The organism is Pseudomonas sp. NPDC089408 (assembly GCF_044749445.1).
Classification (GTDB): Bacteria; Pseudomonadota; Gammaproteobacteria; order Pseudomonadales; family Pseudomonadaceae; genus Aquipseudomonas.
This window is the reverse complement of sequence record NZ_JBIVHY010000029.1, coordinates 14,212-40,237: the sequence shown is the minus strand read 5'-3', so window position 1 is coordinate 40,237 and position 26,026 is coordinate 14,212. Positions and strand designations below refer to the sequence as shown.

Sequence of the window (26,026 nt, the reverse complement as noted above, 5' to 3'; positions counted from 1 at the left end):
TTATCTACCTGATTAACCTGACTGGAACACCCATCCAGCAGGATTCGATCATGGCAACCCGCATCATTCTCGACAGCACCGGCACCGCCGATGTCATGCAGCTTGAACACGTACAAGTACAGCCTCCAGGGCCGGGCCAGGTCTGGCTGGAGCAGACCGCCATGGGCGTGAACCCGCTGGACGTGTTGCAACGCAAGGGCGGCGCACCGCTGGCTTTGCCGTCCGGCCTGGGCCTGGAAGGTGCAGGCCGGGTTACGGCGATTGGCGAAGGGGTACACAGTGTGCAGGTGGGCGACCGGGTCGCTTATGCGATGGGGCCAGTCGGTGCCTACGCCAGTGGCCGCTTGTTCCCGGCCGAGCGCCTGGTCAGGCTGCCGCCACATTTGGATGACGAGGCCGCCGCAGCGGTGCTGTTCAAGGGCATCACGGCGCAGTACCTGTTGAAAACCACCTATGCCGTTGGGCCGGGCACCCAGGTCCTGCTGTACGGCGCGGCCGGTGCCTTGGGCCAACTGATGGCGCCTTGGGCGCGTCACTTGGGGGCGACGGTGATCGGTGTGGTTTCGCGCCCGCAAAGCGTGGCGCGGGCACTGGCAGCGGGCTGCCATCATGTACGGGTGTTTGACGCGGCAACCTTGGCCAGCCAGGTGCGCGAGCTGACCCAGGGGCAGGGGGTAGACGTGGTGTACGACTGCGTGGGCAGGGTGTCGTTGGAGGCCTCGCTGGACAGCCTGCGGGTGCGTGGTCTGCTGGTGTCGTTCGGCGGCACCTCCGGTGCACCGGCGGCCATCGAGGTCGCCACGCTCAATGCCAAGGGCTCGCTGTACCTGACCCGGCCGTCGCTGGCGGCGCACACCCGCACAGATAAGGAATACCAGCAGCGCGCCGCCGATGTGCTGGCAGCGGTCGCTGAAGGTATCATCCAGCCAAGGGTCTGGCGTCGCTACCCGCTGGCCGAAGCGGCTAGGGCCCACGGGGACCTGGAATTGGGGCTGTCGGAGGGCGCGCTGGTCCTCACTGCCTGACACCCCATCCCACTGCCGAGCCTTGCCATGGATGCCTTCGACAGCCGCCGCGCCGATGAACTTGCCACGTTGCTGGCCTTGCATGAGCAGGGCTCGTTTGCTGCTGCCGGGCGGCAACTGGAGCGCCACCCCACGGTGCTGTCGAAGCGCCTGAGCGCACTGGAGGCGCGCCTGGGTATTCGCTTGGTGGAACGCAGCACACGGCAACTGCGCTTTACCGATGAGGGCGAGCGGTTGGTGGCCAAGGTGCGCGAGGCTAACCGGCTGATTGCCGAAGCGGAGCAGGAAGCTACAGAAGGGGCCGTTACGGTGCGCGGGCGCTTGCGCCTGGCGTTGCCGGGGGCCATGGGCCGGCGTTGGCTGAGCGGGATGCTGGCAGATTTCGTGCTGGCTTACCCGCAGGTGACGGTGGAGGCTGAGTATGCAGACCGCTTTGTCGACCTGATTGGCGAAGGGTTCGATGCCGCCATCCGTATCGGTGAGCTGGCAGACAATCGGTTGGTGGCCGGCAAGTTGTGCGAACACGTGCGAATCCTGTGTGCGTCGCCTGAGTACCTGGCCCGGCAGGGAATGCCTGCCAAACCTGTCGATTTGACTAGTCATAACTGCTTGGGTTTCAGTGGCTTACGTTCGTTTCCTGAATGGCGACTGATGAGTGCCGGGCACCAGGTGAGCGTGAAAGTGGCGGGCAGCCTGCGAAGCAACGACAACGAAGCGCTGCTGGAAGCGGCGCGCCGTGGTGTAGGGATTCTGGCCGGGGGTGATTGGCTGATGGGCGAGGATCTGGCCAGTGGCCGCTTAGTGCGGGTGCTGCCGCAATGGCAATTGGACGTTGCGGCGGGCATTTACCTGGTACGGCCCACCGCGCGTCTCAACACGGCCGCATTGGCGGCGTTCAAAGCCTGGCTGGAAGCGCGCTTCAAGGCCGGCGCCCCTTGGCGCCCCTGATGCGCTCGTTACCGACTGACTTTAAGTATTTTGTTTAACTACATGAAGAATAAGAAGTTATCGTTTTGCTACCGCATGCTGCACACACTGTTCATAGTAAGTCTGCTTGATCGCCGCAGGCTTCAGCCTTGAACGGCTGTTGTACGTCTGCTCGGTAATCCCGAACGCCGTCATGCGCATCCATGGCTTGGGGAATTTGCGCACCTGTAGCTTTTTGCGTGTGGCATACAGGGTTACCCCGGATAGCTTGGCCTGTTGGGCTTCACTGGCTATCTGTGCACCCCAGCCGCAGGTGTGGCGGTCGTTCTGGCTCAGTGCCCTGGCCTGGGCGCCGAAAGCGAGCGTGGCCAGCAGGCAGCCGGTCGTCGTTGCTAGAAGTACGCGCATGTTGCTGTCCTAAGCATTTGAAGAAAAACGGAGTTTGCCTTCGCTTTCAGCGGTTGGGGGCCAGCAATTTGCCCTCAGGTCATGGCCATGCGCAACGCCGTGATGGCCGGCCAGCGCGGGCGTGCCCGGCACCTCGGGGTGGTTGATAAATACCGCACCGAGAGTATGTGATCGTACAACTGCTTGCGCTATGATGAGCGCTGTCTTCCAAGGTGAAATACAGGGCAATGACAGAGCAGCAGGTACAGGCAAGGACCCGGCGCAAGCCGCGCAGTCTGGCCCAGGAACTGGTCACGGTGCTGACCGAGCGTATTCGCAGTGGCCAGCTCAAGCGCGGCGACAAGCTGCCGACCGAATCGCAGATCATGGCCGAAGAGGGCGTCAGCCGCACGGTGGTGCGTGAGGCGATCTCGCGGCTGCAGGCCGCCGGGCAGGTCGAGACCCGTCATGGCATCGGTACCTTCGTGCTGGATGCGCCGGCTACCGGGGGCTTCCGTATCGACCCGGCGACCGTGGTCACCCTGCGTGAAGTGCTGGCGGTGCTGGAGTTGCGCATTGCCCTGGAGATCGAATCGGCCGGCCTGGCGGCACAGCGGCGCAGTGATGAAGCGCTGGCCGGCATGCGTGCGGCGCTGGACGAGCTCAACGAAGGTGCAGCGCACGCCACCGATGCGGTGTCGGCGGACTTCCAGTTCCACCTGCGCATCGCCCAGGCCAGTGGCAACCACTACTTCGCCGATATCATCAACCATCTGGGGACCAGCATCATCCCGCGTACCCGGCTGAATTCTGCGCGGTTGGCGCATGATGACCAGGCACATTACATGGGCCGGTTGATGCATGAGCATGAAGCGATCTACGAAGCCATCGCCCGGCGTGACAGTGAAGGGGCGAAGATGGCCATGCGCATGCACCTGAGCAATAGCCGCGAGCGCTTGCGCCAGGCGCATGAAGAGGCTGAGGCGCAAGGGGCCTGAGGTTGGGCCTAGGGGTTCATGCCGTGACTATTGCGGTGAGGCATAAATCGAGCGCCGCCCGCGCGGCGCTCGATCTCACAGGCGCCGCATGCCTCGACAAAAAAAGGCCCTGTGTGCAGAGCCTTTTTCGTACTCAGATCGCCGCATCACTCCACTGCCCATTCACCAACCGCCGCAGCCCCAGCGGGTTGCCGTCGCGCAGCGCCTCAGGCAGCAGCGCCTGAGGGTAGTTCTGGTAGCATACCGGGCGCAGGAAGCGGTCGATGGCCAGGGTGCCGACCGAGGTGCCACGTGCATCGGAGGTCGCCGGATACGGGCCGCCGTGGACCATGGCGTCACACACTTCCACACCGGTCGGGTAACCATTGACCAGAATCCGCCCGACTTTCTCTTCCAGCAGTGGCACAAGCCAGGCGAAGGCCTCAAGGTCCTCAGGCTCGCCGATCAGGGTAGCGGTCAACTGGCCACGCAGGCCGAGCAATGCGGCGCGCAATTGATCGTTGTCCTGCACTTCCACGGCCACGGTGGTGGGGCCGAATACCTCTTCCTGCAGCAACGGATCAGCCTCGATCAGCAAACGGGCATCGGCCTTGAACAACTGGGCACGGGCCTGGCTGCCTTCCTGAGCCTGGCCGGCCAAGTGCTCGATACCGGCATGACCGTGCAGATGCGCCAGCCCACCCACGTAGCTGCGCAGGCCGCCGGCATTGAGCATGGTCTGGCCGGCCTGTTGGTCCAGGTGTTGGCCCAGCTCGCTCAGTAGCTGGCTGTACTGTGGCGATTGCAGGCCGATCACCAGGCCCGGGTTGGTGCAGAATTGCCCGGCACCCATGCACACCGACCCGGCCAGCTCACGGGCAATGGCCTCGCCACGCTTGGCCAGTGCGCCGGGCAGGATGATCACCGGGTTGATGCTGGACATCTCGGCGAACACCGGGATCGGCTGGGGGCGCTCGGCGGCCATGCGGCACAGGGCATCGCCGCCTTTCAGCGAACCGGTGAAACCAACCGCCTGGATGGCCGGGTGCTTGACCAGCCACTCGCCCACGCCGCCACCGAACACCATGTTGAACACACCTTTGGGCATGCCGGTACGCTCGGCGGCACGCACGATGGCGCAGCCAACCAGGTCGGCAGTGGCCATGTGGCCGCTGTGCGCCTTGAACACGACCGGGCAACCGGCGGCCAGTGCAGCAGCGGTATCGCCACCGGCAGTGGAGAAGGCCAGCGGGAAGTTGCTGGCTCCGAACACCGCGACCGGGCCGACGCCAATGCGCATCTGGCGCAGGTCTACGCGGGGCAGCGGTTGGCGCTCAGGCAGAGCCAGGTCAATGCGCGCACCCAGGTAGTCGCCACGGCGCAGCACCTGGGCGAACAGGCGCATCTGGCCGCTGGTGCGGCCGCGCTCGCCCTGGATACGGGCAGCGGGCAGGGCGGTTTCACGGCAGACGATGGCGACGAAAGCATCGTCCAGTTCGTCCAGCTCGGCGGCGATGGCATCGAGGAACTCGGCGCGGCGCGCCGGGGCCAGCGCACGGAATTCGGCGAAGGCGCTGGCAGCGGCCTTGGCGGCCTGGTCCACTTCGCTTTCGGTGGCCTGGGCAAAGCTGTAAGGCAGGGCTTCGCCGGTGCTGGCGTCCAGGCTCTGCAGGCGCTGTGCGCCAGCGGCACTGCGCTGGCCGGCGATGAAGTTGTGGCCGAGGATTTCAGGCATGGGGTGCTCCTGTAGGGGTGAGAGAAATTCTGACGGTGCCTGCGCTCCCTGTGTAGGAGCGGGTTCACCTGCGAAGCCGGCAACGCGGTGCATGGCACCGGCTTTGCCGGTGTTCGCGGGTGAACCCGCTCCTACACAGGGAGCGCTACAGCCCGTGAAGCCCCCGGCATCAGGTAATCGGTGCCGGGTTGAACAGGGTGATGTCGTTATGCAGCCGGTGCTGCTCGGCCCAGGTCTGCTTGCGGCCGCTGGCCACGTCCAGGTAGTAGTGGAACAGCTCCCAGCCCAGCTCCTCGATGCTCGAGCGGCCGCTGGCGATGCGCCCGGCGTCGATGTCGATCAGGTCGGGCCAGCGCTGGGCCAGTTCACTGCGGGTGCACACCTTGACCACCGGCGCCATGGCCAGGCCGTATGGCGTGCCGCGGCCAGTGGTGAACACGTGCAGGTTCATGCCGGCAGCCAGCTGCAGGGTGCCGCAGACAAAGTCGCTGGCCGGGGTCGCGCAGAAGATCAGGCCTTTGCGGTTGACCCGCTCGCCCGGGCCGAGTACGCCCTGGATGGCACCACTGCCGGACTTGACGATCGAGCCCAGCGACTTTTCGACGATGTTCGACAGGCCGCCTTTCTTGTTGCCCGGCGTGGTGTTGGCGCTGCGGTCGGCGGCGCCTTGCTGCAGGTAGCGGTCGTACCAGTCCATTTCGCGTACCAGCGCGTCGGCCACCGCCTGGTTTTCCGCGCGCGAAGTCAGCATGTAGATGGCGTCGCGAACCTCGGTCACTTCCGAGAACAGTACGGTGGCACCGGCACGCACCAGCAGGTCGGCGGCATACCCCAGCGCCGGGTTGGCGGTAATGCCTGAAAAGGCGTCGCTGCCACCGCATTGCATGCCGAGGATCAGCTCGCTGGCCGGCACGCTTTCGCGGCGACGCTGGTCGAGTTTCTTCAGGCGGGTTTCAGCCAGCTCCATGATCTGCTCGATCATTTCCACAAAGCCCAGGCTGGCGTCCTGCAGGCGGTACAGCCACGGGTCGCTGAGATCTACCGACGGGTCGTTGTCGTGCATCACCTGGCCGGCCTGCAGCTTTTCGCAACCGAGGCTGATGACCAGCGCTTCGCCGCCCAGGTTGGGGTTGCGCGCCAGGTTGCGCACGGTGCGGATCGGGATATAGGCGTCGCGGGCGTTGATGGCCACGCCGCAGCCGTAGCTGTGGGTGATGGCTACCACGTCATCGACGTTGGGGTATTTTGGCAGCAGTTCGCTGCGGATGCGCTTGACCGCGTGTTCCAGCACGCCGGTCACGCACTGCACGGTGGTGGTGATGCCGAGGATATTGCGCGTGCCGACCGTGCCGTCGGCGTTGCGGTAGCCTTCGAAGGTGAAGCCTTCCAGTGGCGGCAGTGGCTGCGGCACGGCATCGCAGCGCGGCAGGCTGTCCAGCTCTGGGGCAGCAGGCATGGCCAGCTGGCTTTCCTGTACCCAACTACCCTGGCGCAGGTCTTCCAGTGCATAACCGATGATTTGCCCGTAACGGCGCACCGGCTCGCCCTTGGCGATGGTCACGGTGGCAACCTTGTGGCTTTGCGGCACGCCTTCGACCAGGGTCAGGCCGTCGGCAAAGCGGGCGCCTTCGCCCAGGCCGCCGTCGTTGACCACTACCACAACGTTGTCGTCGTCGTGCAGGCGGACGTAGCGGGGCGAGTCGGAATGTTCGATCAACTGCATGTTTGGGCCCTACTTGTCAGGTTCTCAGGCTTTTTGTACATCCGCCCGCACCGGACGAGCCGGCGCGGGCGTGTTCACTCAGTGACGCGAGCTGGCCAGTTCGCCGTTGGCGGCAGGCTCAGGCTGTGGCTTTGGGTCGTCGCGCAGTTCGATACGCTTGATCGGGCCGACGATCACCAGGTAGCTGAACACCGCTACCAGGGCGTTGGCGCCTACATAGACCAGTGCCCACTTGAACGAGCCGGTGGCGCTGATGATGTAGCCGATGACGATAGGCGTGGTAATCGAGGCGATGTTGCCGAAGGTGTTGAACAGCCCGCCCGACAGGCCGGCGATCTGCTTCGGCGAGGTGTCTGCCACTACCGCCCAGCCCAGCGCGCCGATGCCTTTGCCGAAGAAGGCCAGGGTCATGAAACCGACCACCATCCACTCGGCGTCGACGTAGTTGCAGAACACCATGGTGGTCGACAACATCAGGCCGCAGACAATCGGCAGCTTGCGCGAAAACGTCAGCGAGTTGCCACGGCGCAGCAGCCAGTCCGAGATCACCCCACCCAGCACGCCGCCGATAAAGCCGCATACCGCCGGCAGCGAGGCGATGAAGCCGGCCTTCAGGATGGTCATGCCGCGTTCCTGCACCAGGTACACCGGGAACCAGGTGAGGAAGAAGTAGGTGATGGCGTTGATGCAGTACTGGCCCAGGTACACGCCCAGCAGCATGCGGCTGGTCAGCAGTTGCTTGATGTACCCCCATTTCGGGCCATCGTTGCCGCGCTTCTGGTCCATGTCGACCAGGCCGCCGTTCTGCTCGATATGTTCAAGTTCGTCCTGGCTGATGCGCGGGTGCTGGCGCGGGTTGTAGATGGTCTTCAGCCACACCATCGAGAAGATGATGCCCAGTGCACCCATCACCACGAACACGTGTTCCCAGCCGAAGCTGAACACGATCCAGCCCATGATCGGTGCGAACAGTGCCGTGGCAAAGTATTGCGCCGAGTTGAAGATGGCCGAGGCGGTGCCACGTTCCTGGGTCGGGAACCAGGCCGCGACGATACGGGCGTTACCCGGGAACGACGGGGCTTCGGCAAAGCCGACGAGGAAACGCAGGGTGAACAGGGTCACGACTGCCCAAGCTACCGGAAGCCCGCCGACAAAGCCCTGCAACAGGGTGAACAGCGACCAGGTGAAGATGCTGAAGGCGTAGACGTTCTTGGAACCGAAGCGATCGAGCAGCCAGCCACCAGGAATCTGGCCAGCCACGTAAGCCCACCCAAAGGCGGAGAAGATATAACCAAGGGTTACGGCGTCAATGCCGAGGTCTTTCTGCAGGCTGGAGCCTGCGATGGCGATGGTAGCGCGGTCGGCATAGTTGATCGTGGTCACCAGAAACAGCATGGACAGGATCAGGTAGCGCACATGCGTCTTTTTAGTCGCTTGCATGCTGGTTGTACTCCCACTAGTTATTTTTGTGCGGGCTGACGAATTGTAACCGGAGTGGGGCAGGCCCACTCCGGGCGCGGCATGTGGCAGGCCGCAGGCAGCGCTTACTGCGGGCCCATCTTGTCCATCAGCGCGGCGAGCATTTCGTACTCTTCGGCGGTGAGGTCGGTCAGCGGGGTACGCACCGGGCCTGCGTCGTAACCGGCAAGCTTGGCGCCGGCCTTGACGATGCTAACGGCATAGCCAGCCTTGCGGTTGCGGATGTCCAGGTATGGCAGGAAGAAATCGTCGATCAGCTTGGCCACGGCAGCGTGGTCGTCGCGGGCGATGGCGTTGTAGAAGTCCATGGCAGTCTTCGGCACGAAGTTGAACACCGCCGAGGAATAGACCGGTACGCCCAGGGCCTTGTAGGCAGCAGCATACACTTCGGCGGTTGGCAGGCCACCCAGGTAGCTGAAGCGATCGCCCAGGCGGCGACGGATCGACACCATCAGCTCGATATCACCCAGGCCGTCCTTGTAGCCGATCAGGTTAGGGCAGCGTTCGGCCAGTTTCTCCAGCAGGTCGGCGTTCAGGCGGCAGACGTTGCGGTTGTACACCACCACGCCGATCTTTACCGATTTGCACACGGCTTCAACGTGGGCGGCAACACCGTCCTGGCTGGCTTCGGTCAGGTAGTGCGGCAGCAGCAGCAGGCCCTTGGCACCCAGGCGCTCGGCTTCTTGTGCATATTCGATGGCCTGGCGGGTGGAACCACCCACGCCGGCGAGGATCGGTACCGAGGTGGCGCAGGTGTCGACGGCGGTCTTGATGACCTGGCTGTATTCACTGGCGGCCAGGGAGAAGAACTCACCGGTGCCACCGGCGGCGAACAGGGCGCTGGCGCCATACGGGGCCAGCCATTCCAGGCGCTTGATATAGCCAGCCTGGTTGAAGTCGCCCTGGGCATTGAAGTCGGTGACCGGGAAAGACAGCAGGCCGTGGGAGAGGATGGATTTAAGTTCTTGTGGATTCATTGTTGTTGGCATCCTGTGGCGCTTGGGTGAAGGGTGTTGTCTTGCGTTGGAGGTAAGTTATCGTACAACTTGTACGATGACTAGTCCCCTTGCCGAAAATTTTTGTGTGGGCGCACAGGTGATCGGTTCAAGGTTTGTGTGGGTGCAGATATCGAGCGCCGCCCGCGCGGCGCTTCGCGGCACAAGGCCGCTCCCACATCTGTTTCGGGCCAAATGTTCCTGTGGCATAGGCGCGCGCACCCTTGGTGCACGGCAGGAGATTGAGGAACAGCAGGTGTGCAACCCTCGATATCGAAGGGAACAAACAAGGCGGACAGAGGTGGATGTCCAGGATGGACTGGCCCGAAACAGATGTGGGAGCGGCCTTGTGCCGCGAAGCGCCGCGCGGGCGGCGCTCGATCTCACAGGCGCAGAAGATCTGACGACTAACACCTAGAAGTCATCGTATCTCTTGAGGGGGAAAGTCAAAAAACGATCGCGGAGACAGGCACAAGCCCGCCGCCCGATTCCTCGGGAAGTGTTCTGGGACCAGCAGAGGGTGACCGGGGAAACGGGGGCGGCCTTGCGCCGCCCCGCGATCAAAGCAGAGGAAACTGAGCGTCAGGCAGCGCGCTTGACCTGCGCCTTGCGTACCTGGGCGCGGCAGGCATCGCCGAATGCCTGGAAGATCCTGATCGAATCCGGGTTCTTCGCGGCTTGCCACTCGGGGTGCCACTGCACGGCGAACAGGAACGGCGAGATGCTTGGGGCGTGAATGGCTTCGACCAGGCCATCTTCGGCGTGGGCGATGGCCTCGATGCCGGCGCCAAGCTTGTGCAGGCCCTGGCCATGCAGCGAGTTGACGCGGATCTCGTCGGTACCCAGGGTGTCACGCAGCCAGCTGCCCGGCTTGATCTTCACGCTGTGTACCTGTGCGTACTGCACCTCGACCGGGTCTTCCGGGTTTTCCCGGTGGTCGTTGAAACCTGGCTCGGCGTAGACCTTCTGGTAGATGTCGCCACCCAGCGCCACGTTGATTTCCTGCATGCCACGGCAGATACCGAAGATAGGCAGGCCACGCTGGAGCGCCGCCTTGACCAGCGGAATATCGAACAGGTCGCGGTTCTGGTCCTGGCCTTTGCCTGGGGTCTGGTTTTCCTGGCCGTAAAGGGCTGGGTCGATGTTGCTGCCAGCGCCGGTCAGGTAGACACCGTCGGCCATGTCCAGATAGGTCTCGAGGTCTTCAGTGCCACAGCAGGTGGGCACCAGCACCGGGACGCAATCGGAGAACTCGACCAGCGGGGTAATGTATTTGTGGGTCATGACCTGATAGTCATGGCCTTTGCGCTCTTGGCTGCCCATGGTCATCAGGACGACGGGTTTGCGCAGGGAAGGTTGCTTGTTGCCAATGTTGCTGTTGGACATATGTCACCTTGGGACAGGTTCAGCCTGTCGTTGTTGTGCAGGCGCACGGCGCGGGGCCTTGAGTGCTGCCTGTAGCCCCGAGCACTGCCGGCTCGTCGAGGTGACGATTCCGGTCGGGGCCTGTAGATAGCTTGCCAGAGCCGTTCGATATGTCAAACGACGCAAGCGGGCTTTATAGCGGGGAATGCGCCGATTTATGGGGCGTTAAACCGATGCGGGCCTGTGGCGGCGTGGGTTTGGCGGGGGGTAAGGTCAATAATATTTAACGATGCAGTTGGGTGTTTGCAGCGGTGCAATGAAGAGGTGCCTGTGCTGGCCTCTTCGCGGCGGTTCGACGCTTCGATGAACCGCCGCGAAGAGGCCGGCACAGGTTTCAGTGCAGTATCTGCGCCAGGAACCCCTTGGCCCGTTCGGTCCGCGGCTGGTTGAAGAACACCTGCGGCGGGCTGTCCTCGATGATCTGCCCGCCTTCAAGGAACAAGACCCGCTCGGCCACCTGCCGGGCAAAGCCCATTTCATGGGTAACGCAGAGCATGGTCATGCCCGTGCCGGCCAGTTGCACCAGCACATCCAGCACCTCGGCGACCATTTCCGGGTCCAACGCCGAAGTCGGTTCGTCAAACAGCATGATCCGCGGCTTCATGCACAGTGCCCGGGCAATCGCCACGCGCTGCTGCTGGCCACCGGAAAGCTGGCTGGGGTATTTGTGCGCCTGGCTTTCGATGCCCACCTTCTTCAGGTACATGCGCGCCCGCTCCTCGGCGTCCTTGCGCGACAGCCCGCGCACGCTGGTAGGGGCCAGCAGGCAGTTGTCGAGCACGCTCATGTGCGGGAACAGGTTGAAGTGCTGGAACACCATGCCGATGTCGCTGCGCACCTGCGCCGCCTCGCGGCTGGTGGCCGCCAGGTCGATGCCGTCTACCTGGATACTGCCCTGTTGGGCGATTTCCAGGCGGTTGATGCAGCGGATCAGCGTCGACTTGCCCGAGCCGGACGGCCCGCACAGCACGATGCGTTCGCCTTCGCGCACCTGCAAGTCGATGTCGCGCAGCACGTGGAACGCGCCGTAGTGCTTGTTCAGGCCTTCGATGCGGATCAGCACCGGGCGCGGGTCGGGTTCGGGGGCAAGGGTGGCAAGGCTCAGTGATGCGGTCATCTTGTTGTTCTCCCGCGTGGGTTCAGTCGAAACGGGTCGCGCTGTAGGGCGCGGGGTCGGTGAAGGGGCGTTCGCCGGTGACCAACTCGGCCAGCAGGCGGCCGCTGACCGGGCCCAGGGTGAGGCCGTGATGGGCATGGCCGAAGTTGAACCACAGCCCCGGGTGGCGCGGCGCCGGGCCGATCACCGGGCGCATGTCGGGCAGGCACGGGCGGCGGCCCAACCATGGCGTGTCGTCCAGGCGTTCACCCAGGGCCGGGAACAGCTTGCGCGCCAAGGCTTCGCAGCGGCCCAGTTGAATCTGGTTGCCCGGTGCGCTGGCGGTGTCGAACTCGATGCCTGTGGTCAGGCGCACACCGCGCGCCATCGGCGCCAGCACGTAGCCGCCCTGGGTGTCGCAGATCGAGTGCTCCAGCTGCGCGCCGTCACGGGTGCTGTAGTGCATGTGGTAGCCGCGCTTGATCGCCAGCGGGATCTGATAACCCAAGCCGCTGAACAGGTCGGCCGACTGCGGGCCAAGGCAGGCCACGACGTCGTCGGCAGTAATCGGGCCACGGCGGCTGTCGACCTGCCATTTGCCGTCTACCTGGCGCAGGCTGCGTGCATCACCATGCAGGAATTGCCCGCCGCGTTGCTGGAACAGGGCCGCATAGCCGCGGGTGAGGGCGCCGGGGTTGTTCACGGTCTTTGGGTCAAGCCAGTGAATGCCGCCGACCACGGTGGCGTCCAGCTGATGCTCACGGGCCTGCAGTTGCCCGCATTCCAGAATCTCGAACTGCAGGCCGTAGCGGCTCAGGCCCTTGGCATCGACCTTGGCCTGCTCGAACAGCGCCGGGTCGCGGAATACCTCGATCCAGCCTTTGGCCTGCACCAGCCCTTCAAGGCCAGCCGCCGCAATCAATGCGTCGTGTTCTTCGACGCAGCGTTGCACCAGCGGCAGCATGTCGGCGGCAGCGCCGGCCAGGCGCCCGGGGGCCGACTGACGCCAGTAGCGCCACAACCAGGGGGCGGCCTTGGGCAGGTGCGCGAGGTTGTAGCGCACATCAGGCTGGCGGTTCAGGCCGTAGCGCAGCAGCGCACCGAATTGCCGCGGGAAGGCATAGGGGATAACGCTGGAGCGCTCGATCAGCCCGGCGTTGCCGTGGCTGGTGCCGCTGCCCGGTTCATCGCGGTCGATCAGGGTTACCTGGCGCCCGCGGGCCTGCAGGTGCAGGGCGGTGCTGACGCCGACGATGCCGGCGCCGAGGACAAGGGTCTGGCAATGCATGGAACGTATCCTTCGGTCAGTTCAGGTGGCGGCCCAGGCGGGCTTCCAGGTGTTTCAGCAGGCGCCGCACCAGCTCGACGATCACCAGGTAGAGCACGGCGGCCCACAGGTAGATCTGGAAGTCGAAGCTGCGCGAGAAGGCCAGTTTGGTCACGCCCATCAGGTCGTAGATGGTCACCAGCGAAGCAATCGCGCTGGCCTTGATCATCAGGATCAGTTCGTTGCCCAGCGGGCCAATCGCTACCAGCAGCGACTGCGGCAGGATCACCTTGAAGAAGGTGGTCGAACGCTTGAGGTTCAGTGCCCGCGCCGCTTCATGCTGGCCTGGGGCAACGGCCATCAGGCTGCCGCGGAAGATCTCGGCCTGGTAGGCCGCGGTGTTCAGGGTGAACGCCAGCAAGGTGCAGAACCACGCCTCGCGGAAGAACCACCACAGGCCGACGTCCTGCCAAAAGCCTTTCAGCGAGCCCAGGCCGTAGTACAGCAGAAACAGTTGGGCCAGCAGCGGCGAGCCACGGAAGAAATACACGTAGCCAGCGGCCATGCGCTGCAGCAGCACGCTGCGCGACATGCGCGCCAGGGCCAGTAACAGGCCGAGCACCGCCCCCAGGCTGAAGGAAATGGCCACCAGCTTGGCGGTTACCAGCAGGCCGTCAAGGAAGCGCGGGCCGTAGCGCTCCAGCAGGTCGGGGTCGAGCACCAGTGCCAGCAGTTGATCGAGGCTCATGCGCGTGCTCCTTGCAGGTGGCGGTTACTGCGTCGCTCGATGTAGGCGAACACGCGCCCTGACAGCGCGGCGAACAGCAGGTAGCCCAGGCAGGCGACGCCATAGAAGAACATTGGCTCTTTGGTCACGCTGACCGCCAGGTTGGTCTGGCGCATCAGGTCGACCAGCGAAATGGTCGACACCAGCGAAGTGTCCTTGAGCAGCGACAGCCAGTTGTTGGACAGACCGGGCAGGGCGATGCGGGTCAGTTGTGGCAGCACAACCTTGAAAAAGCCGGTGCGCTTGCTCAGGCCCAGTGCCGAGCAGGCTTCCAGCTGGCCCTTGGGCAGGGTCTTGAAGGCCGCCAGCCAGATTTCGCTGGAGAACGCGGCAAACACCAGGCTGAAGGCGACCATGGCAGCGAGGAAAGTGTTGATCAGGAACTCACCTTCATAGCCCACGGCGGCAAGGATCTTCTGCGCGGCGATCTGGCAGCCGTAATAGATGATCAGCAGCGTCAGCAGTTCTGGCAGGCCGCGGAACACGGTGGAGAAGGTGGTGGCCCAGGCCCGTGGCAGGCGTTTGCGCGAGCGCGCCGCCAGGGCGACCAGCAGGCCCAGTGGCAGGCCGATGGGCAGGCAGGCCAGGGCCAGCGAAACGGTAACCAGCGCGCCGGCCAGCAGCGCCTGGCCCCAGCCTCCGCTGGCGAAGGACAGCAAGGACAATTGATCGAGCATGACGAACCCCTAAGATGGGCAACGCGGTCTCTTTGTAGGAGCGGCCTTGTGTCGCGATTGGGGTGCGGAGCAGCCCCAGAATGTATGCCGCGGCACAGATTGCAGGGGGCCGCTTTGCGACCCTATCGCGAAACAAGGCCGCTCCTACAGGGATTGCGCAGTTTCCAGAAGGTCAGTTGTAGATATCGAAAGCAAAGTACTTGCTGGCGATCTTCTGGTAGGTGCCGTTGGCCACGATCTGTTGCAGCGCGGTATTCAGGCGCTGGCGCAGGGCTTCATCGTCCTTGCGTACGGCAATGGCGGCATCGGCCTTGGTCTCGGCCACGTCGCCGAGGATCTTGCAGCAGTCGCCGCCGTTCTTGCTCATCCACTCGTGCAGCGGGAACTTGTCGGCAATCACCCCGTCCAGGCGGCCGGCGGCAAGGTCGGCGTTGGCTTCGTCCATGGTCGGGTACAGCTTCACGTCGGCACCGGCCTTGCCGTACACATCTTCGGCATAGATGGCCTGGGTGGACGACGACTGGGCGCCGACGGTGTAGCCGACAAAGTCCGTCTGGGCGCTGTCGATCTTGCTGTCCTTGGCCACAGCAACGGTCAGCGGGGTGCGGTAGTAATGGTCGGTGAAGGCGATTTTCTTGCGCCGCTCTTCGGTGTCGATCATCGACGCCACCACTGCGTCGTATTTGCGCGCCATCAGCGCCGGGATGATGCCTTCCCAGTCCTGGGCCACCAGCGTGCACTCGACTTTCATCTGTTCACACAGGGCATGGGTGATATCGATGTCGAAGCCGTGCAACTGGTTATTGGCATCGACGTAGTTGAAGGGCGGGTAGGCACCCTCGGTGGCGAAGCGCAGGGTTTCGGCACTGGCGGCACCCGCCAGCAGCAGGGCGCACGCACCCACCAAGGCCATGGACTTGTTCATCTCGCACCTCATTGCACTCTTGCTATTGTTGTTTGCCCGCCGACCACGAGGTGTAGCCGACGAATTCGTTATGTAGAGCGGCAGTCGCTTCCAAGCGTTTTTCAACATCCGGTCCGAGCTTCTTGCAGACCTCGTTGACCATCAGGTGCACCCAGGACAGCATCGCCGAGGTGGATTCCCAGAACAGATTGAACTCGGTGGGGATGCGGAACACCTCGTCGGCATTGGCATCGGCCCAGTCACAGAAGGTATCGGTCACCAGGGTGACCGCAATGCCAGCCGCGCGCGCCTTCTGGCACAGCATCAGGGCGTGGCGGGAGTAGCGGCGTGCCTCGAACACCACCAGGGCGCTGTCTTCGGCGCGGCCTAGCAGCACTTCGCCGAAGTGCCCGGCACTGAGGTCGACCCGTTGCACGCCATCGCGCAGGTACTGCAGCAGGTGGCTCATGCACATGGCGACGCCGCGCTCGGTCTGAAAGCCGGCGACAAACACCCGCGGCTTGCTCGCCAGGCGTTGCGCCACGCTGTGCCAGGCCGGGCTCTGGCGGTATTCGTGCACGCGCACCAGGGCGGCGATTTCCAGTTCCAGGCTGCCACCGTTGTCGCTGGCGTCCTGACTCTGGCGGTAGTCCTGCAAGCGGTCACCGACCAGCCATGGGCCATCGCCCAGGTCGTTCTGCAGGTCTTGCTTAAGTGCCTTGAGATGGGCATAACCCAGTGAGCGGCAGAAGCGCCCGACACTGGATTCGCTGACGCCCAGCTTGGCTGCAATGCTGGCCGATGTCTGGAACGGCAATTCGTGCAGGTTGGCGAGCATGTAGGTGGCGATCTTGCGGCCCGAGGCAGCGGCCCCTTCGAGGCTGTTTTCCAGGCGTTGCTTGATCGGTTGGCTCATGCTGCGGCTCCAGGTAAGGCTTGGGAAGAAAATGAATGTTTTCTGTCATCAAGTCAACAATTGACAGATTGCTGTCACATGCAGGAAAGTTTTTGTCGTTGCAACGCTGCAGCCACTCCAAAATCAACAAGGAGCTTCAGATGTCCGCACCGTCCACCAGCACCGTCGTGCGCGTGCCTTTCACCGAGCTGCAGGGCCTGTTGCAGGCCATTTTCCAGCGCCATGGTTGCAGCGACAGCGTGGCCCGGGTGCTGGCCTACAACTGCGCCAGCGCCCAGCGTGATGGCGCCCACAGCCATGGGGTGTTCCGCATGCCCGGCTATGTTTCGACCCTGGCCAGCGGCTGGGTCGATGGCAAGGCCACGCCAACAGTCAGCGATGTGGCTGCCGGCTATGTTTCAGTCGACGCTGCCGGCGGCTTTGCCCAGCCAGCGTTGGCTGCGGCCCGCGCCCTGCTGGTAGCCAAGGCCCGCAATGCCGGTATTGCCGTGCTGGCGATCCATAACTCGCACCACTTCGCGGCGCTTTGGCCGGATGTGGAGCCCTTCGCCGATGAAGGCCTGGTGGCACTGAGCGTGGTCAACAGCATGACCTGCGTAGTGCCCCATGGGGCACGCAAGCCGCTGTTTGGTACCAACCCGATCGCCTTTGCGGCGCCTTGCGCTGAACATGACCCGATCGTCTTCGACATGGCCACCAGCGCCATGGCCCACGGCGACGTACAGATTGCCGCGCGTGCCGGCCAGCAGTTGCCGGAAGGCATGGGCGTGGATGCCAATGGTGAGCCGTCCACCGAGCCCAAGGCGATTCTGGAAGGGGGCGCTTTGCTGCCATTTGGCGGGCACAAGGGCTCGGCGCTATCGATGATGGTCGAGTTGCTGGCAGCAGCGCTGACTGGCGGTAATTTCTCCTGGGAGTTCGACTGGTCCGGGCATCCGGGGGCGAAGACGCCGTGGACCGGGCAGTTGATCATCGTCATCGACCCGAGCAAGGCCGAGGGCGAGCGCTTTGCCCAGCGTAGCCGCGCGCTGGTGGAGCAGATGCAGGCGGTGGGGCTGACGCGCATGCCGGGTGAGCGGCGCTATCGTGAGCGAGAGGTGGCAGAAGAGGAGGGGGTGGCGGTGACCGAGCAGGAGTTGCAGGGCCTGAAAGAGTTGCTTGGCTGACCCGGCCCTTTCGCGGGTAAACCCGCTCCTACAACGTGATCCCATGCCCTGAACATTGTGCTCTCGTTGTAGGAGCGGGTTTACCCGCGAAGAGCCCAGCACAAATCCCCAGCCATGCAATGTTGCATAGACAACCTTGCACAATAGTGGATGTTCCTGAGCCCGCTCTCCGGGTATGCTCAGGGCTGACTTTTCGTACCGTCCTGATCCAAGGAGCTGCACGCTGTGTTCAAACATGTCGATGCCTATGCCGGCGACCCGATCCTCTCGTTGATGGAAACCTTCAAGGCCGACCCGCGCGCCGACAAGGTCAACCTGAGTATCGGCCTGTATTACGATGAGGCCGGCGTGGTGCCGCAACTGGCGGCGGTGGATGCGGTAGAAAAACGCATCGCCGGTCAGGACCATGAAGCCTCCCTGTACCTGCCGATGGAAGGCCTGGCCAGCTATCGCCAGGCGATCCAGGCGCTGCTGTTCGGTGCCGACCACCCGGCGGTGACCGGCGGCCGTGTTGCCACCGTACAGACCGTGGGCGGCTCCGGCGCGCTGAAAGTCGGTGCCGACTTCCTCAAGCGCTACTTCCCGCAGTCCGAAGTCTGGGTCAGCAACCCGACCTGGGACAACCACCGCGCCATCTTCGAAGGTGCCGGTTTCAAGGTGCACACCTACCCGTACTTCGACCAGGCCACCCGTGGCGTCGACTTCGACGGCATGCTGGCCACCCTGCAGAACCTGCCGGCCAACAGCGTGGTGCTGCTGCACCCCTGCTGCCACAACCCCACCGGCGCCGACTTGGAACAACACCAGTGGCAACAAGTGGTTGAAGTGGTCAAGGCCCGCCAACTTATCCCGTTCCTCGACATCGCCTACCAGGGCTTTGCCGAAGGCCTGGTGGAAGACGCCTACGCCATCCGCGAAATGGCCCGCGCCGGCGTGCCGTGCCTGGTCAGCAACTCGTTCTCGAAAATCTTCTCGCTGTATGGTGAACGCGTAGGCGGCCTGTCGGTGGTCTGCGATGACGACGCCACCGCGCAGAGCGTGCTCGGCCAGCTCAAGGCCACCGTACGCCGCAACTACTCCAGCCCGCCCAACTTCGGTGCCCAGCTGGTGGCTGGCGTGCTCGGCGATGCCGGCCTGAATGCCCAGTGGGCCGAGGAAGTCGAAGTGATGCGCAAGCGTATCCTCGACATGCGCCAAGCGCTGGTCGATGCCCTGGCCGTGCTGCTGCCAGGTCAGGACTTCCAGTTCCTCCTGCGCCAGCGCGGCATGTTCAGCTACACCGGCTTCAGCGTTGAGCAGGTGCGCCGCCTGCGTGACGAGTTCGGCGTGTACCTGATCGACAGCGGCCGCGTCTGCATGTCCGGCCTGCGCCCGGCCAACCTGCAACGGGTTGCCGAAGCGTTCGCTGCCGTTCAGAAGTAACCCTCCTGGGGCCCTGCGCGGCCCCTCCGGCGGTGACGCGGTCATTGTAGGAGCGGCCTTGTGTCGCGAAAGGGCCGCAAAGCGGCCCCAGCAATATTCGCGGCGAAGCTGCAATGTCGGGGCGCTTCGCACCCCGATCGCGACACAAGGCCGCTCCTACATGTACCGCGCAACACCCGCGATTTTTTTCGCTTGTAAAGACAAGTGCAACCGCCCCTCGGAAAAGGGCTTCGCAAGTGCAACCTTTCCGTGCACAATCCGGCCCCTCTTTTCCGGTTGAGTTGGGCGATAGCACTATTTCGCCATTCTCAGCCTGTTGCAGTCTTGCGAGTGGAGCTTCACCCGGAATGAATGAGCAGGCCCCAAGCGTTGAGCAACGCTTTGCAGAATCGACCCCCGCCACCCTCGGCAGCTGGGCGCGTCACGACACCACCTGGATGCTGGGCCTGTTCGGCACAGCCATCGGCGCCGGAACGCTGTTCCTGCCGATCAACGCCGGCCTTGGCGGCTTCTGGCCGCTGCTGATCCTGGCCGTGCTGGCCTTCCCGATGACCTATTTCGCCCACCGCGGGCTGACCCGTTTCGTCCTGTCCGGGCGCAATGGCGGCGACATCACCGAGGTGGTCAAGGAGCACTTCGGCAGCAACGCCGGTGCCGCGATCACCGTGCTGTACTTCTTCGCCATCTTCCCGATCCTGCTGATCTACAGCGTGGCACTGACCAACACGGTGTCCAGCTTCATCGAGCACCAGCTGCACCTGCAGCCGCCGCCACGCATCATCCTGTCGTTCGTGCTGATCCTCGGCCTGCTGGCCATCGTGCGCTGCGGCGAGCAGGCCACGGTCAAGGTCATGAGCCTGCTGGTGTACCCGTTCATCGTTGCCCTGGCGCTGCTGGGCCTGTATCTGGTGCCGCATTGGACCGGCGGCATCCTCGACAGCGCTACCCAGGTGCCGCCGGCTTCGGCCTTCCTGCACACCCTGTGGCTGGCCATTCCGGTCATGGTGTTTTCCTTCAACCACTCGCCGATCATCTCAGCCTTTGCCGTTGACCAGAAGCGCCGTTACGGCGAGCACGCCGACGAGCGCAGCGGCCAGATCCTGCGCCGTGCCCACTTGCTGATGGTGGTGATGGTGCTGTTCTTCGTGTTCAGCTGCGTGCTCACCCTGAGCAGCGCCCAGCTGGCGGAAGCCAAGGCACAGAACCTGTCGATCCTGTCGTACCTGGCCAACCACTTCAGCAACCCGACCATCGCGTTCGCCGCGCCGCTGATCGCCTTCGTGGCCATCGCCAAGTCGTTCCTGGGCCACTACATCGGCGCCAGCGAAGGCCTGAAGGGCATTATCGCCAAGACCGGCGCGCGCCCGGGTGCCAAGGCCCTGGACCGCGTGGTTGCCGCGCTGATGCTAGTGGTGTGCTGGATCGTCGCCACCCTGAACCCGAGCATCCTCGGCATGATCGAGTCGCTGGGCGGCCCGATTCTGGCGGTGCTGCTGTTCCTGATGCCGATGTACGCCATTCGCCGTGTACCGTCGATGCGTAAGTACAGCGGTGCAGCGTCCAACGTGTTCGTGGTGGTGGTTGGCCTGGTTGCGTTGACCTCCGTGGTGTACGGCCTGCTAGGCTGATACGCTGCCTTCCATAAGGGATGCCCGGGTCGCTTGTCGCCACCCGGGCATTTTTTTGTCCACAAGTGTTGTCAGGTATTACAACAATTTCACCTGCCCCATAGGCACCCGGTCGCCTTCATGCTTAACTCAGTATCCTTTTCAAACCTCGCATAAGGATTTCGTCATGGCTCAAGTGACTCTCAAAGGCAACCCGGTTCAGGTTAACGGCAACCTGCCACAGGCCGGCGCCCAGGCTCCGGCTTTCTCCCTGGTAGGTGAAGGCCTGGCTGACAAGTCGCTGAAAGACTACGCCGGCAAGCGCAAGGTGCTGAACATCTTCCCAAGCGTCGACACTCCGACCTGCGCTACCTCGGTGCGCAAGTTCAACGCCCAGGCCAACGATGTGGCCAACACTGTGGTGCTGTGCATCTCGGCTGACCTGCCGTTCGCCCAAGCCCGCTTCTGCGGCGCCGAAGGCCTGGAAAACGTGAAGAACCTGTCGACCCTGCGTGGCCGCGAGTTCCTCGAAAGCTACGGCGTAGCCATCGCCGACGGCCCGCTGGCCGGCCTGGCCGCCCGCGCCGTGGTGGTGCTGGACGAGAATGACAAGGTGCTGCACAGCGAGCTGGTTGGCGAAATTGCTGACGAGCCGAACTACGATGCGGCGCTGGCTGTACTGAAGTAAGGGTTGCGTTGGGGCAGGGCGGGTATCTGTAGCCTGTACCGGCCTCTTCGCGGGTAAACCCGCTCCTACGACGTGATTACATGTCCTGAACATTGTGCGCTCGTTGTAGGAGCGGGTTTATCGAGGCGTCGAACCGCCGCGAAGAGGCCAGCACAGGCAACGGAAACCTTTTAGTCCTCCGCCGCTCCAAGCAACACCCTGTAACGGCCCGGAACACGTTCCGGGCCGTTTTCATTTAAAATTCCGTGTCTTGGCAACGTCAGGCAAAGGTAAACCTCTGGTAAAGCCTCTTTGCTAAAACGATGCCAGTGCTTATCGTTCACCCTCCCAAGTCGTCATTCCGAACAAGGTTCGTTCAACCCATGCAAGCGTCCAATTCCCGTTCCCCCCGTCGCTGGCTCGTCGGCCTGCTGATCCTGCTGCTGGTGGCGGCCCTCGCCTGGTGGCTGTGGCCTGCAGCGACGCCTGTGCATAAAGAAGCCAGTGGCGGGCGCGGCGGTAAAGGCATGGGCATGGGCGGCCGCCCGGGCTTCGGCGGCTCCACCGACCCGGTGCCGGTACGCGTCGAACCGGTAAAGGTTGGCGACTTCCCGCTGTATTACAAAGCCCTGGGCACGGTCACGGCGACCAACACGGTCAACGTGCGCAGCCGCGTGGCTGGCGAACTGGTGAAAATTCACTTCAAGGAAGGCCAGCAGGTCAAGGCTGGCGACCTGCTCGCTGAAATCGACCCACGTACCTACCAGATCGCCTTGCAGCAAGCAGAAGGCACGCTGGCGCAGAACCAGGCACAACTGAAAAACGCCCAGGTCGACCTGGCCCGTTACAAAGGCCTGTTCGCGGAAGACAGCATCGCCAAGCAAACCCTCGACACCGCTGAAGCGCAGGTGGCGCAGTTCCAGGGCCTGGTCAAGACCAACCAGGCACAGGTCAACGACGCCCGTCTCAATCTGGACTTCACCAAAATACGCGCGCCAATCAATGGCCGTGTGGGCCTGCGCCAACTAGACCTGGGTAACCTGGTGGCTGCCAACGACACTACCGCCCTGGTGGTGATTACCCAGACCGAGCCGATCAGCGTCGCCTTCACCTTGCCGGAGACCGAACTGAGCACCGTGCTGGAACGCTACCGCAGTGGTGCCAGCCTGCCGGTCGAGGCGTGGGACCGCAGCGACAGCAAGCTGCAGTCCAGCGGTGTGCTGGGTAGCATCGACAACCAGATCGACACCACCACCGGCACCCTGAAGTTCAAGGGCCGCTTCGAGAACAAGGACCAGGCGCTGTTCCCCAACCAGTTCGTCAATGTGCGCTTGCTGGCCGATACCCTCAAACAAGTGGTCATGGCCCCGGCAGCGGCCATCCAGTTCGGCAACGACGGCACCTTCGCCTACGTGGTCAACGCCGAGAACACGGTCAACGTGCGCAAGCTCAAGGTCGGCGCCAGCGATGGCGAGAACAGTGTCATCCTCGACGGCCTGAAGGCCGGCGACCGCCTGGTGCTGGAAGGCACCGACCGCCTGCGTGAAGGCACCAAGGTGGAAGTGGTCGAAGACAGCTCGCAAGTGCCGACCACCCCCGGCCAGCACCTGCAAGGCCAGGATGCCAAGGGCTCTGCGCAAACCGGTGAAGCAGCAGGCAAGGCGGGCGCATGAACCTCTCGCGCCTGTTCATCCTGCGGCCGGTCGCCACCACGCTGAGCATGCTGGCCATCGTCCTGGCCGGCCTGATCGCCTACAAGCTGCTGCCGGTGTCCGCCTTGCCACAGGTGGATTACCCGACCATCCGCGTCATGACCTTGTACCCTGGCGCCAGCCCGCAGGTAATGACCAGCGCCGTCACCGCGCCGCTGGAACGCCAGTTCGGCCAGATGCCCGGCCTGGAACAAATGGCCTCGACCAGCTCCGGCGGTGCGTCGGTGCTGACCCTGCGCTTCAACCTCGACATGAACATGGACGTGGCCGAGCAACAGGTGCAGGCCGCGATCAACGCCGCCAGCAACCTGTTGCCCAGCGACCTGCCGGCGCCACCGGTGTACAACAAGGTCAACCCCGCCGATACCCCGGTGCTGACCCTGGCCATCTCCAGCAAGACCATGCCGCTGCCCAAACTCAACGACCTGGTCGACACCCGCGTGGCGCAGAAGCTCGCACAGATCAGTGGCGTGGGCATGGTCAGCATTGCCGGTGGCCAGCGCCAGGCAGTGCGGATCAAGGTCAACGTCGATGCCCTGGCGGCCAACGGCCTGAACCTGGATGACGTGCGCACCTTGATCGGCGCCTCCAACGTCAACCAGCCCAAGGGCAACTTCGACGGCCCGACCCGTGTGTCGATGCTCGATGCCAACGACCAGCTGCGTTCCCCCGAGGAATACGCCAACCTGATCCTGGCCTACAACAACGGTGCACCGTTGCGCCTGAAGGACGTGGCAGAAATCGTCGACGGCGCGGAGAACGAGCGCCTGGCCGCCTGGGCCAACGAAAACCACGCCGTACTGCTGAACATCCAGCGCCAACCCGGCGCCAACGTGATCGAAGTGGTCGACCGCATCAAGGACCTGCTGCCGTCGATCACCGACAACCTGCCAGCCGGCCTTGACGTCTCGGTACTCACCGACCGCACCCAGACCATTCGCGCCGCAGTGAAGGACGTGCAGCATGAACTGTTGATCGCCATCGTCCTGGTGGTCATGGTCACTTTCGTCTTCCTGCGCCGCTTCAGCGCCACCCTCATTCCCTCGATTGCCGTACCGCTGTCGCTGATCGGCACCTTTGGGGTGATGTACCTGGCCGGTTTCTCGGTCAACAACCTGACGCTGATGGCCCTGACCATCGCCACCGGCTTTGTGGTCGACGACGCCATCGTCATGCTGGAGAACATTTCCCGCCACATCGAAGAGGGCGAGACGCCCATGCAGGCCGCGCTCAAGGGCGCTCGGCAGATCGGCTTCACCCTGATTTCGCTGACCTTCTCGCTGATTGCAGTATTGATCCCGCTGCTGTTCATGGCCGACGTGGTCGGCCGCCTGTTCCGCGAATTCGCCATCACCCTGGCGGTGGCTATCCTGATTTCCCTGGTGGTGTCGCTGACCCTGACGCCGATGATGTGCGCGCGCCTGCTCAAGCGTGAACCCAAGGAAGAAGAACAAGGCCGCTTCTACCGCGCCAGTGGCGCCTGGATCGATTGGCTGATCAAGCACTACGGCAGCGCCCTGCAATGGGTACTCAAGCACCAGCCACTGACCCTGATGGTGGCAGTGGCGAGCCTGGCGCTGACGGTATTCCTGTACATGGTGGTGCCCAAGGGCTTCTTCCCGGTGCAGGACACCGGGGTTATCCAGGGCATCTCCGAAGCGCCGCAGTCTACCTCGTTCGCCGCCATGAGCGAGCGCCAGCAGGCGCTGAGCAAGGTGATCCTGCAGGACCCGGCGGTACAGAGCCTGTCGTCCTACATCGGTGTGGATGGTGACAACGCCACGCTCAACAGCGGCCGCCTGCTGATCAACCTCAAGCCCCATGGCGAGCGCGATGTCACTGCCGGCGAAGTCATCAGCCGCCTGCAGCCACAGGTCGACAAGCTGGTCGGTATCCGCCTGTTCATGCAGCCGGTGCAGGACCTTAGCATCGAAGACCGCGTCAGCCGTACCCAGTACCAGTTCAGCCTGTCGTCGCCGGATGCCGACCTGCTGGCGCAATGGAGCGGCAAGCTGGTGCAGGCGCTGCAACAGCGCCCGGAACTGGCCGACGTGGCCAGCGACCTGCAGGACAAGGGCCTGCAGGTGTACCTGGTGATCGACCGTGACATGGCCAGCCGCCTGGGCATTACCGTGGCGCAGATCACCAACGCCCTGTACGACGCCTTTGGCCAGCGGCAGATCTCGACCATTTACACCCAGGCCAGCCAGTACCGCGTGGTGCTCCAGGCCAAGGATGCAGCGGTCATCGGCCCGCAAGCGCTGGAGTCGATCCACGTCAAGGCCACCGATGGCGGCCAGGTGCGCCTGTCGGCCCTGGCGCGTATCGAGCAGCGCCAGGCGCAACTGGCCATTTCCCACATTGGCCAGTTCCCGGCAGTGACCATGTCCTTCAACCTGGCCCACGGCGCGTCGCTGGGCGAGGCGGTGCAGGTGATCGAGCAGGTACAAAAGGACATCGGCATGCCGCTGGGCGTGCAGACCCGCTTCCAGGGTGCGGCAGAGGCCTTCCAGGCCTCGTTGTCGAGCACCTTGCTGCTGATCCTGGCCGCGGTGGTGACCATGTACATCGTGCTGGGCGTGCTGTACGAAAGCTACATCCACCCGGTAACCATTCTCTCGACTTTGCCATCGGCAGCGGTTGGCGCCTTGTTGGCCTTGCTCATCAGCGGTAACGACCTGGGCATGATCGCCATCATCGGTATCATTTTGCTGATCGGTATCGTCAAGAAGAACGCGATCATGATGATCGACTTCGCCCTTGAGGCCGAACGGCACCAGGGCATGAGCCCGCGTGATGCCATCTACCAGGCGGCGCTGCTGCGCTTCCGGCCGATCCTGATGACCACCCTGGCCGCGCTGTTTGGCGCAGTGCCGCTGATGCTCGCCACCGGCTCCGGTGCCGAGCTGCGCCAGCCGCTGGGCCTGGTGATGGTCGGTGGGCTGCTGGTCAGCCAGGTACTGACCCTGTTCACCACCCCGGTCATCTACCTGTACTTCGACCGCCTGGCACGTCGTTTTGGTAAACAGGGCTTGTCGGAGGAGCTTGCATGAGTGGCCTCAAGCTGCAAGCTGCAAGCTGCAAGCTGATGGGTGTGTACCCTGAGTTCGCGCACGTTCACATTCCCACTTG

General features: G+C 63.7%; 21 protein-coding genes. 9 read left to right on the top strand and 12 right to left on the bottom strand.

The window, feature by feature from the left end; all coding sequences use genetic code 11:
• The first annotated feature begins 50 nt into the window (after positions 1–50).
• Positions 51–1,025, top strand: coding sequence for a quinone oxidoreductase family protein (locus ACIP02_RS26730; protein ID WP_400622745.1), 975 nt, complete (start codon positions 51–53; stop codon positions 1,023–1,025).
• Between the two features lie 27 nt (positions 1,026–1,052).
• Positions 1,053–1,973 carry a LysR family transcriptional regulator gene (locus ACIP02_RS26725; RefSeq protein WP_400622743.1) on the top strand — a complete coding sequence of 307 codons (921 nt, stop codon included), beginning with the start codon at positions 1,053–1,055 and terminating at the stop codon, positions 1,971–1,973.
• Between the two features lie 57 nt (positions 1,974–2,030).
• On the opposite strand, the gene ACIP02_RS26720 is transcribed toward ACIP02_RS26725, so the two are convergent.
• Entirely contained in the window at positions 2,031–2,360 is a 330-nt protein-coding gene (locus tag ACIP02_RS26720) for a hypothetical protein (RefSeq protein ID WP_201204830.1), read from the bottom strand.
• Positions 2,361–2,587: 227 nt separating this feature from the next.
• Between ACIP02_RS26720 and ACIP02_RS26715 the strand changes: the two genes are divergently transcribed.
• Positions 2,588–3,337 carry a FadR/GntR family transcriptional regulator gene (locus ACIP02_RS26715; protein ID WP_400622741.1) on the top strand — a complete coding sequence of 250 codons (750 nt, stop codon included), beginning with the start codon at positions 2,588–2,590 and terminating at the stop codon, positions 3,335–3,337.
• A gap of 133 nt (positions 3,338–3,470) precedes the next feature.
• Here ACIP02_RS26715 and ACIP02_RS26710 read toward each other — a convergent pair whose 3' ends face one another.
• From ACIP02_RS26710 to ACIP02_RS26660, 11 genes are all read right to left on the bottom strand, one after another.
• Positions 3,471–5,051, bottom strand: coding sequence for an aldehyde dehydrogenase (NADP(+)) (locus ACIP02_RS26710; protein ID WP_400622739.1), 1,581 nt, complete (start codon positions 5,049–5,051; stop codon positions 3,471–3,473).
• A gap of 169 nt (positions 5,052–5,220) precedes the next feature.
• Positions 5,221–6,774, bottom strand: a complete 1,554-nt coding sequence (gene garD / locus ACIP02_RS26705; RefSeq protein ID WP_201204825.1) for a galactarate dehydratase — start codon at positions 6,772–6,774, stop codon at positions 5,221–5,223.
• Positions 6,775–6,852: 78 nt separating this feature from the next.
• Entirely contained in the window at positions 6,853–8,214 is a 1,362-nt protein-coding gene (locus ACIP02_RS26700) for an MFS transporter (RefSeq protein ID WP_400622736.1), read from the bottom strand.
• A 104-nt stretch (positions 8,215–8,318) separates the two neighbouring features.
• Positions 8,319–9,230 carry a 5-dehydro-4-deoxyglucarate dehydratase gene (gene kdgD, locus ACIP02_RS26695; RefSeq protein ID WP_201204802.1) on the bottom strand — a complete coding sequence of 304 codons (912 nt, stop codon included), beginning with the start codon at positions 9,228–9,230 and terminating at the stop codon, positions 8,319–8,321.
• Positions 9,231–9,830: 600 nt separating this feature from the next.
• On the bottom strand, positions 9,831–10,634 hold the full coding sequence (locus tag ACIP02_RS26690) for a gamma-glutamyl-gamma-aminobutyrate hydrolase family protein (protein WP_400622734.1): 804 nt from the start codon (positions 10,632–10,634) through the stop codon (positions 9,831–9,833).
• 373 nt (positions 10,635–11,007) lie between these two features.
• Entirely contained in the window at positions 11,008–11,790 is a 783-nt protein-coding gene (locus tag ACIP02_RS26685; protein WP_400622732.1) for an amino acid ABC transporter ATP-binding protein, read from the bottom strand.
• Positions 11,791–11,812: 22 nt separating this feature from the next.
• On the bottom strand, positions 11,813–13,057 hold the full coding sequence (locus tag ACIP02_RS26680; protein WP_400622730.1) for an FAD-dependent oxidoreductase: 1,245 nt from the start codon (positions 13,055–13,057) through the stop codon (positions 11,813–11,815).
• Positions 13,058–13,073: 16 nt separating this feature from the next.
• On the bottom strand, positions 13,074–13,784 hold the full coding sequence (locus ACIP02_RS26675; protein ID WP_400622728.1) for an ABC transporter permease: 711 nt from the start codon (positions 13,782–13,784) through the stop codon (positions 13,074–13,076).
• On the bottom strand, positions 13,781–14,500 hold the full coding sequence (locus tag ACIP02_RS26670; RefSeq protein ID WP_400622726.1) for an ABC transporter permease: 720 nt from the start codon (positions 14,498–14,500) through the stop codon (positions 13,781–13,783). Before ACIP02_RS26670 ends, ACIP02_RS26675 begins: the two co-directional genes overlap by 4 nt.
• Before the next feature lie 172 nt (positions 14,501–14,672).
• The gene (locus tag ACIP02_RS26665; RefSeq protein WP_201205438.1) at positions 14,673–15,425 is read right to left on the bottom strand and encodes a transporter substrate-binding domain-containing protein; all 753 of its coding nucleotides are present in this window, start codon (positions 15,423–15,425) and stop codon (positions 14,673–14,675) included.
• A gap of 22 nt (positions 15,426–15,447) precedes the next feature.
• Positions 15,448–16,320, bottom strand: a complete 873-nt coding sequence (locus ACIP02_RS26660) for a MurR/RpiR family transcriptional regulator (protein ID WP_400622724.1) — start codon at positions 16,318–16,320, stop codon at positions 15,448–15,450.
• Positions 16,321–16,460: 140 nt separating this feature from the next.
• Between ACIP02_RS26660 and ACIP02_RS26655 the strand changes: the two genes are divergently transcribed.
• The 6 genes from ACIP02_RS26655 to ACIP02_RS26630 all read left to right on the top strand — a co-directional run bounded on the left by ACIP02_RS26655 (position 16,461) and on the right by ACIP02_RS26630 (position 25,947).
• On the top strand, positions 16,461–17,486 hold the full coding sequence (locus tag ACIP02_RS26655; protein ID WP_400622722.1) for an Ldh family oxidoreductase: 1,026 nt from the start codon (positions 16,461–16,463) through the stop codon (positions 17,484–17,486).
• Positions 17,487–17,711: 225 nt separating this feature from the next.
• Positions 17,712–18,908, top strand: a complete 1,197-nt coding sequence (locus ACIP02_RS26650) for an aromatic amino acid transaminase (protein WP_400622720.1) — start codon at positions 17,712–17,714, stop codon at positions 18,906–18,908.
• Positions 18,909–19,255: 347 nt separating this feature from the next.
• A complete protein-coding gene (locus ACIP02_RS26645; protein WP_400622718.1) occupies positions 19,256–20,536 on the top strand; it encodes a serine/threonine transporter in 1,281 nt (426 codons plus the stop codon).
• Positions 20,537–20,702: 166 nt separating this feature from the next.
• Complete coding sequence (gene tpx / locus ACIP02_RS26640; protein WP_400622716.1) at positions 20,703–21,203, top strand: thiol peroxidase; 501 nt, start codon at positions 20,703–20,705, stop codon at positions 21,201–21,203.
• A gap of 362 nt (positions 21,204–21,565) precedes the next feature.
• On the top strand, positions 21,566–22,855 hold the full coding sequence (locus ACIP02_RS26635) for an MdtA/MuxA family multidrug efflux RND transporter periplasmic adaptor subunit (protein ID WP_400622714.1): 1,290 nt from the start codon (positions 21,566–21,568) through the stop codon (positions 22,853–22,855).
• Positions 22,852–25,947: an MdtB/MuxB family multidrug efflux RND transporter permease subunit gene (locus ACIP02_RS26630; RefSeq protein ID WP_400622712.1), complete on the top strand. Its 3,096-nt coding sequence runs from the start codon at positions 22,852–22,854 to the stop codon at positions 25,945–25,947. Before ACIP02_RS26635 ends, ACIP02_RS26630 begins: the two co-directional genes overlap by 4 nt.
• The last annotated feature ends 79 nt before the right edge of the window (positions 25,948–26,026 follow it).

Coding starts and splice junctions, on each gene's coding strand:
- ACIP02_RS26730 (WP_400622745.1), top strand. CDS start 51: ATGGCAACCCGCATCATTCTCGACAGCACCGGCACCGCCGATGTCATG.
- ACIP02_RS26725 (WP_400622743.1), top strand. CDS start 1,053: ATGGATGCCTTCGACAGCCGCCGCGCCGATGAACTTGCCACGTTGCTG.
- ACIP02_RS26720 (WP_201204830.1), bottom strand. CDS start 2,360: ATGCGCGTACTTCTAGCAACGACGACCGGCTGCCTGCTGGCCACGCTC.
- ACIP02_RS26715 (WP_400622741.1), top strand. CDS start 2,588: ATGACAGAGCAGCAGGTACAGGCAAGGACCCGGCGCAAGCCGCGCAGT.
- ACIP02_RS26710 (WP_400622739.1), bottom strand. CDS start 5,051: ATGCCTGAAATCCTCGGCCACAACTTCATCGCCGGCCAGCGCAGTGCC.
- garD (WP_201204825.1), bottom strand. CDS start 6,774: ATGCAGTTGATCGAACATTCCGACTCGCCCCGCTACGTCCGCCTGCAC.
- ACIP02_RS26700 (WP_400622736.1), bottom strand. CDS start 8,214: ATGCAAGCGACTAAAAAGACGCATGTGCGCTACCTGATCCTGTCCATG.
- kdgD (WP_201204802.1), bottom strand. CDS start 9,230: ATGAATCCACAAGAACTTAAATCCATCCTCTCCCACGGCCTGCTGTCT.
- ACIP02_RS26690 (WP_400622734.1), bottom strand. CDS start 10,634: ATGTCCAACAGCAACATTGGCAACAAGCAACCTTCCCTGCGCAAACCC.
- ACIP02_RS26685 (WP_400622732.1), bottom strand. CDS start 11,790: ATGACCGCATCACTGAGCCTTGCCACCCTTGCCCCCGAACCCGACCCG.
- ACIP02_RS26680 (WP_400622730.1), bottom strand. CDS start 13,057: ATGCATTGCCAGACCCTTGTCCTCGGCGCCGGCATCGTCGGCGTCAGC.
- ACIP02_RS26675 (WP_400622728.1), bottom strand. CDS start 13,784: ATGAGCCTCGATCAACTGCTGGCACTGGTGCTCGACCCCGACCTGCTG.
- ACIP02_RS26670 (WP_400622726.1), bottom strand. CDS start 14,500: ATGCTCGATCAATTGTCCTTGCTGTCCTTCGCCAGCGGAGGCTGGGGC.
- ACIP02_RS26665 (WP_201205438.1), bottom strand. CDS start 15,425: ATGAACAAGTCCATGGCCTTGGTGGGTGCGTGCGCCCTGCTGCTGGCG.
- ACIP02_RS26660 (WP_400622724.1), bottom strand. CDS start 16,320: ATGAGCCAACCGATCAAGCAACGCCTGGAAAACAGCCTCGAAGGGGCC.
- ACIP02_RS26655 (WP_400622722.1), top strand. CDS start 16,461: ATGTCCGCACCGTCCACCAGCACCGTCGTGCGCGTGCCTTTCACCGAG.
- ACIP02_RS26645 (WP_400622718.1), top strand. CDS start 19,256: ATGAATGAGCAGGCCCCAAGCGTTGAGCAACGCTTTGCAGAATCGACC.
- tpx (WP_400622716.1), top strand. CDS start 20,703: ATGGCTCAAGTGACTCTCAAAGGCAACCCGGTTCAGGTTAACGGCAAC.
- ACIP02_RS26635 (WP_400622714.1), top strand. CDS start 21,566: ATGCAAGCGTCCAATTCCCGTTCCCCCCGTCGCTGGCTCGTCGGCCTG.
- ACIP02_RS26630 (WP_400622712.1), top strand. CDS start 22,852: ATGAACCTCTCGCGCCTGTTCATCCTGCGGCCGGTCGCCACCACGCTG.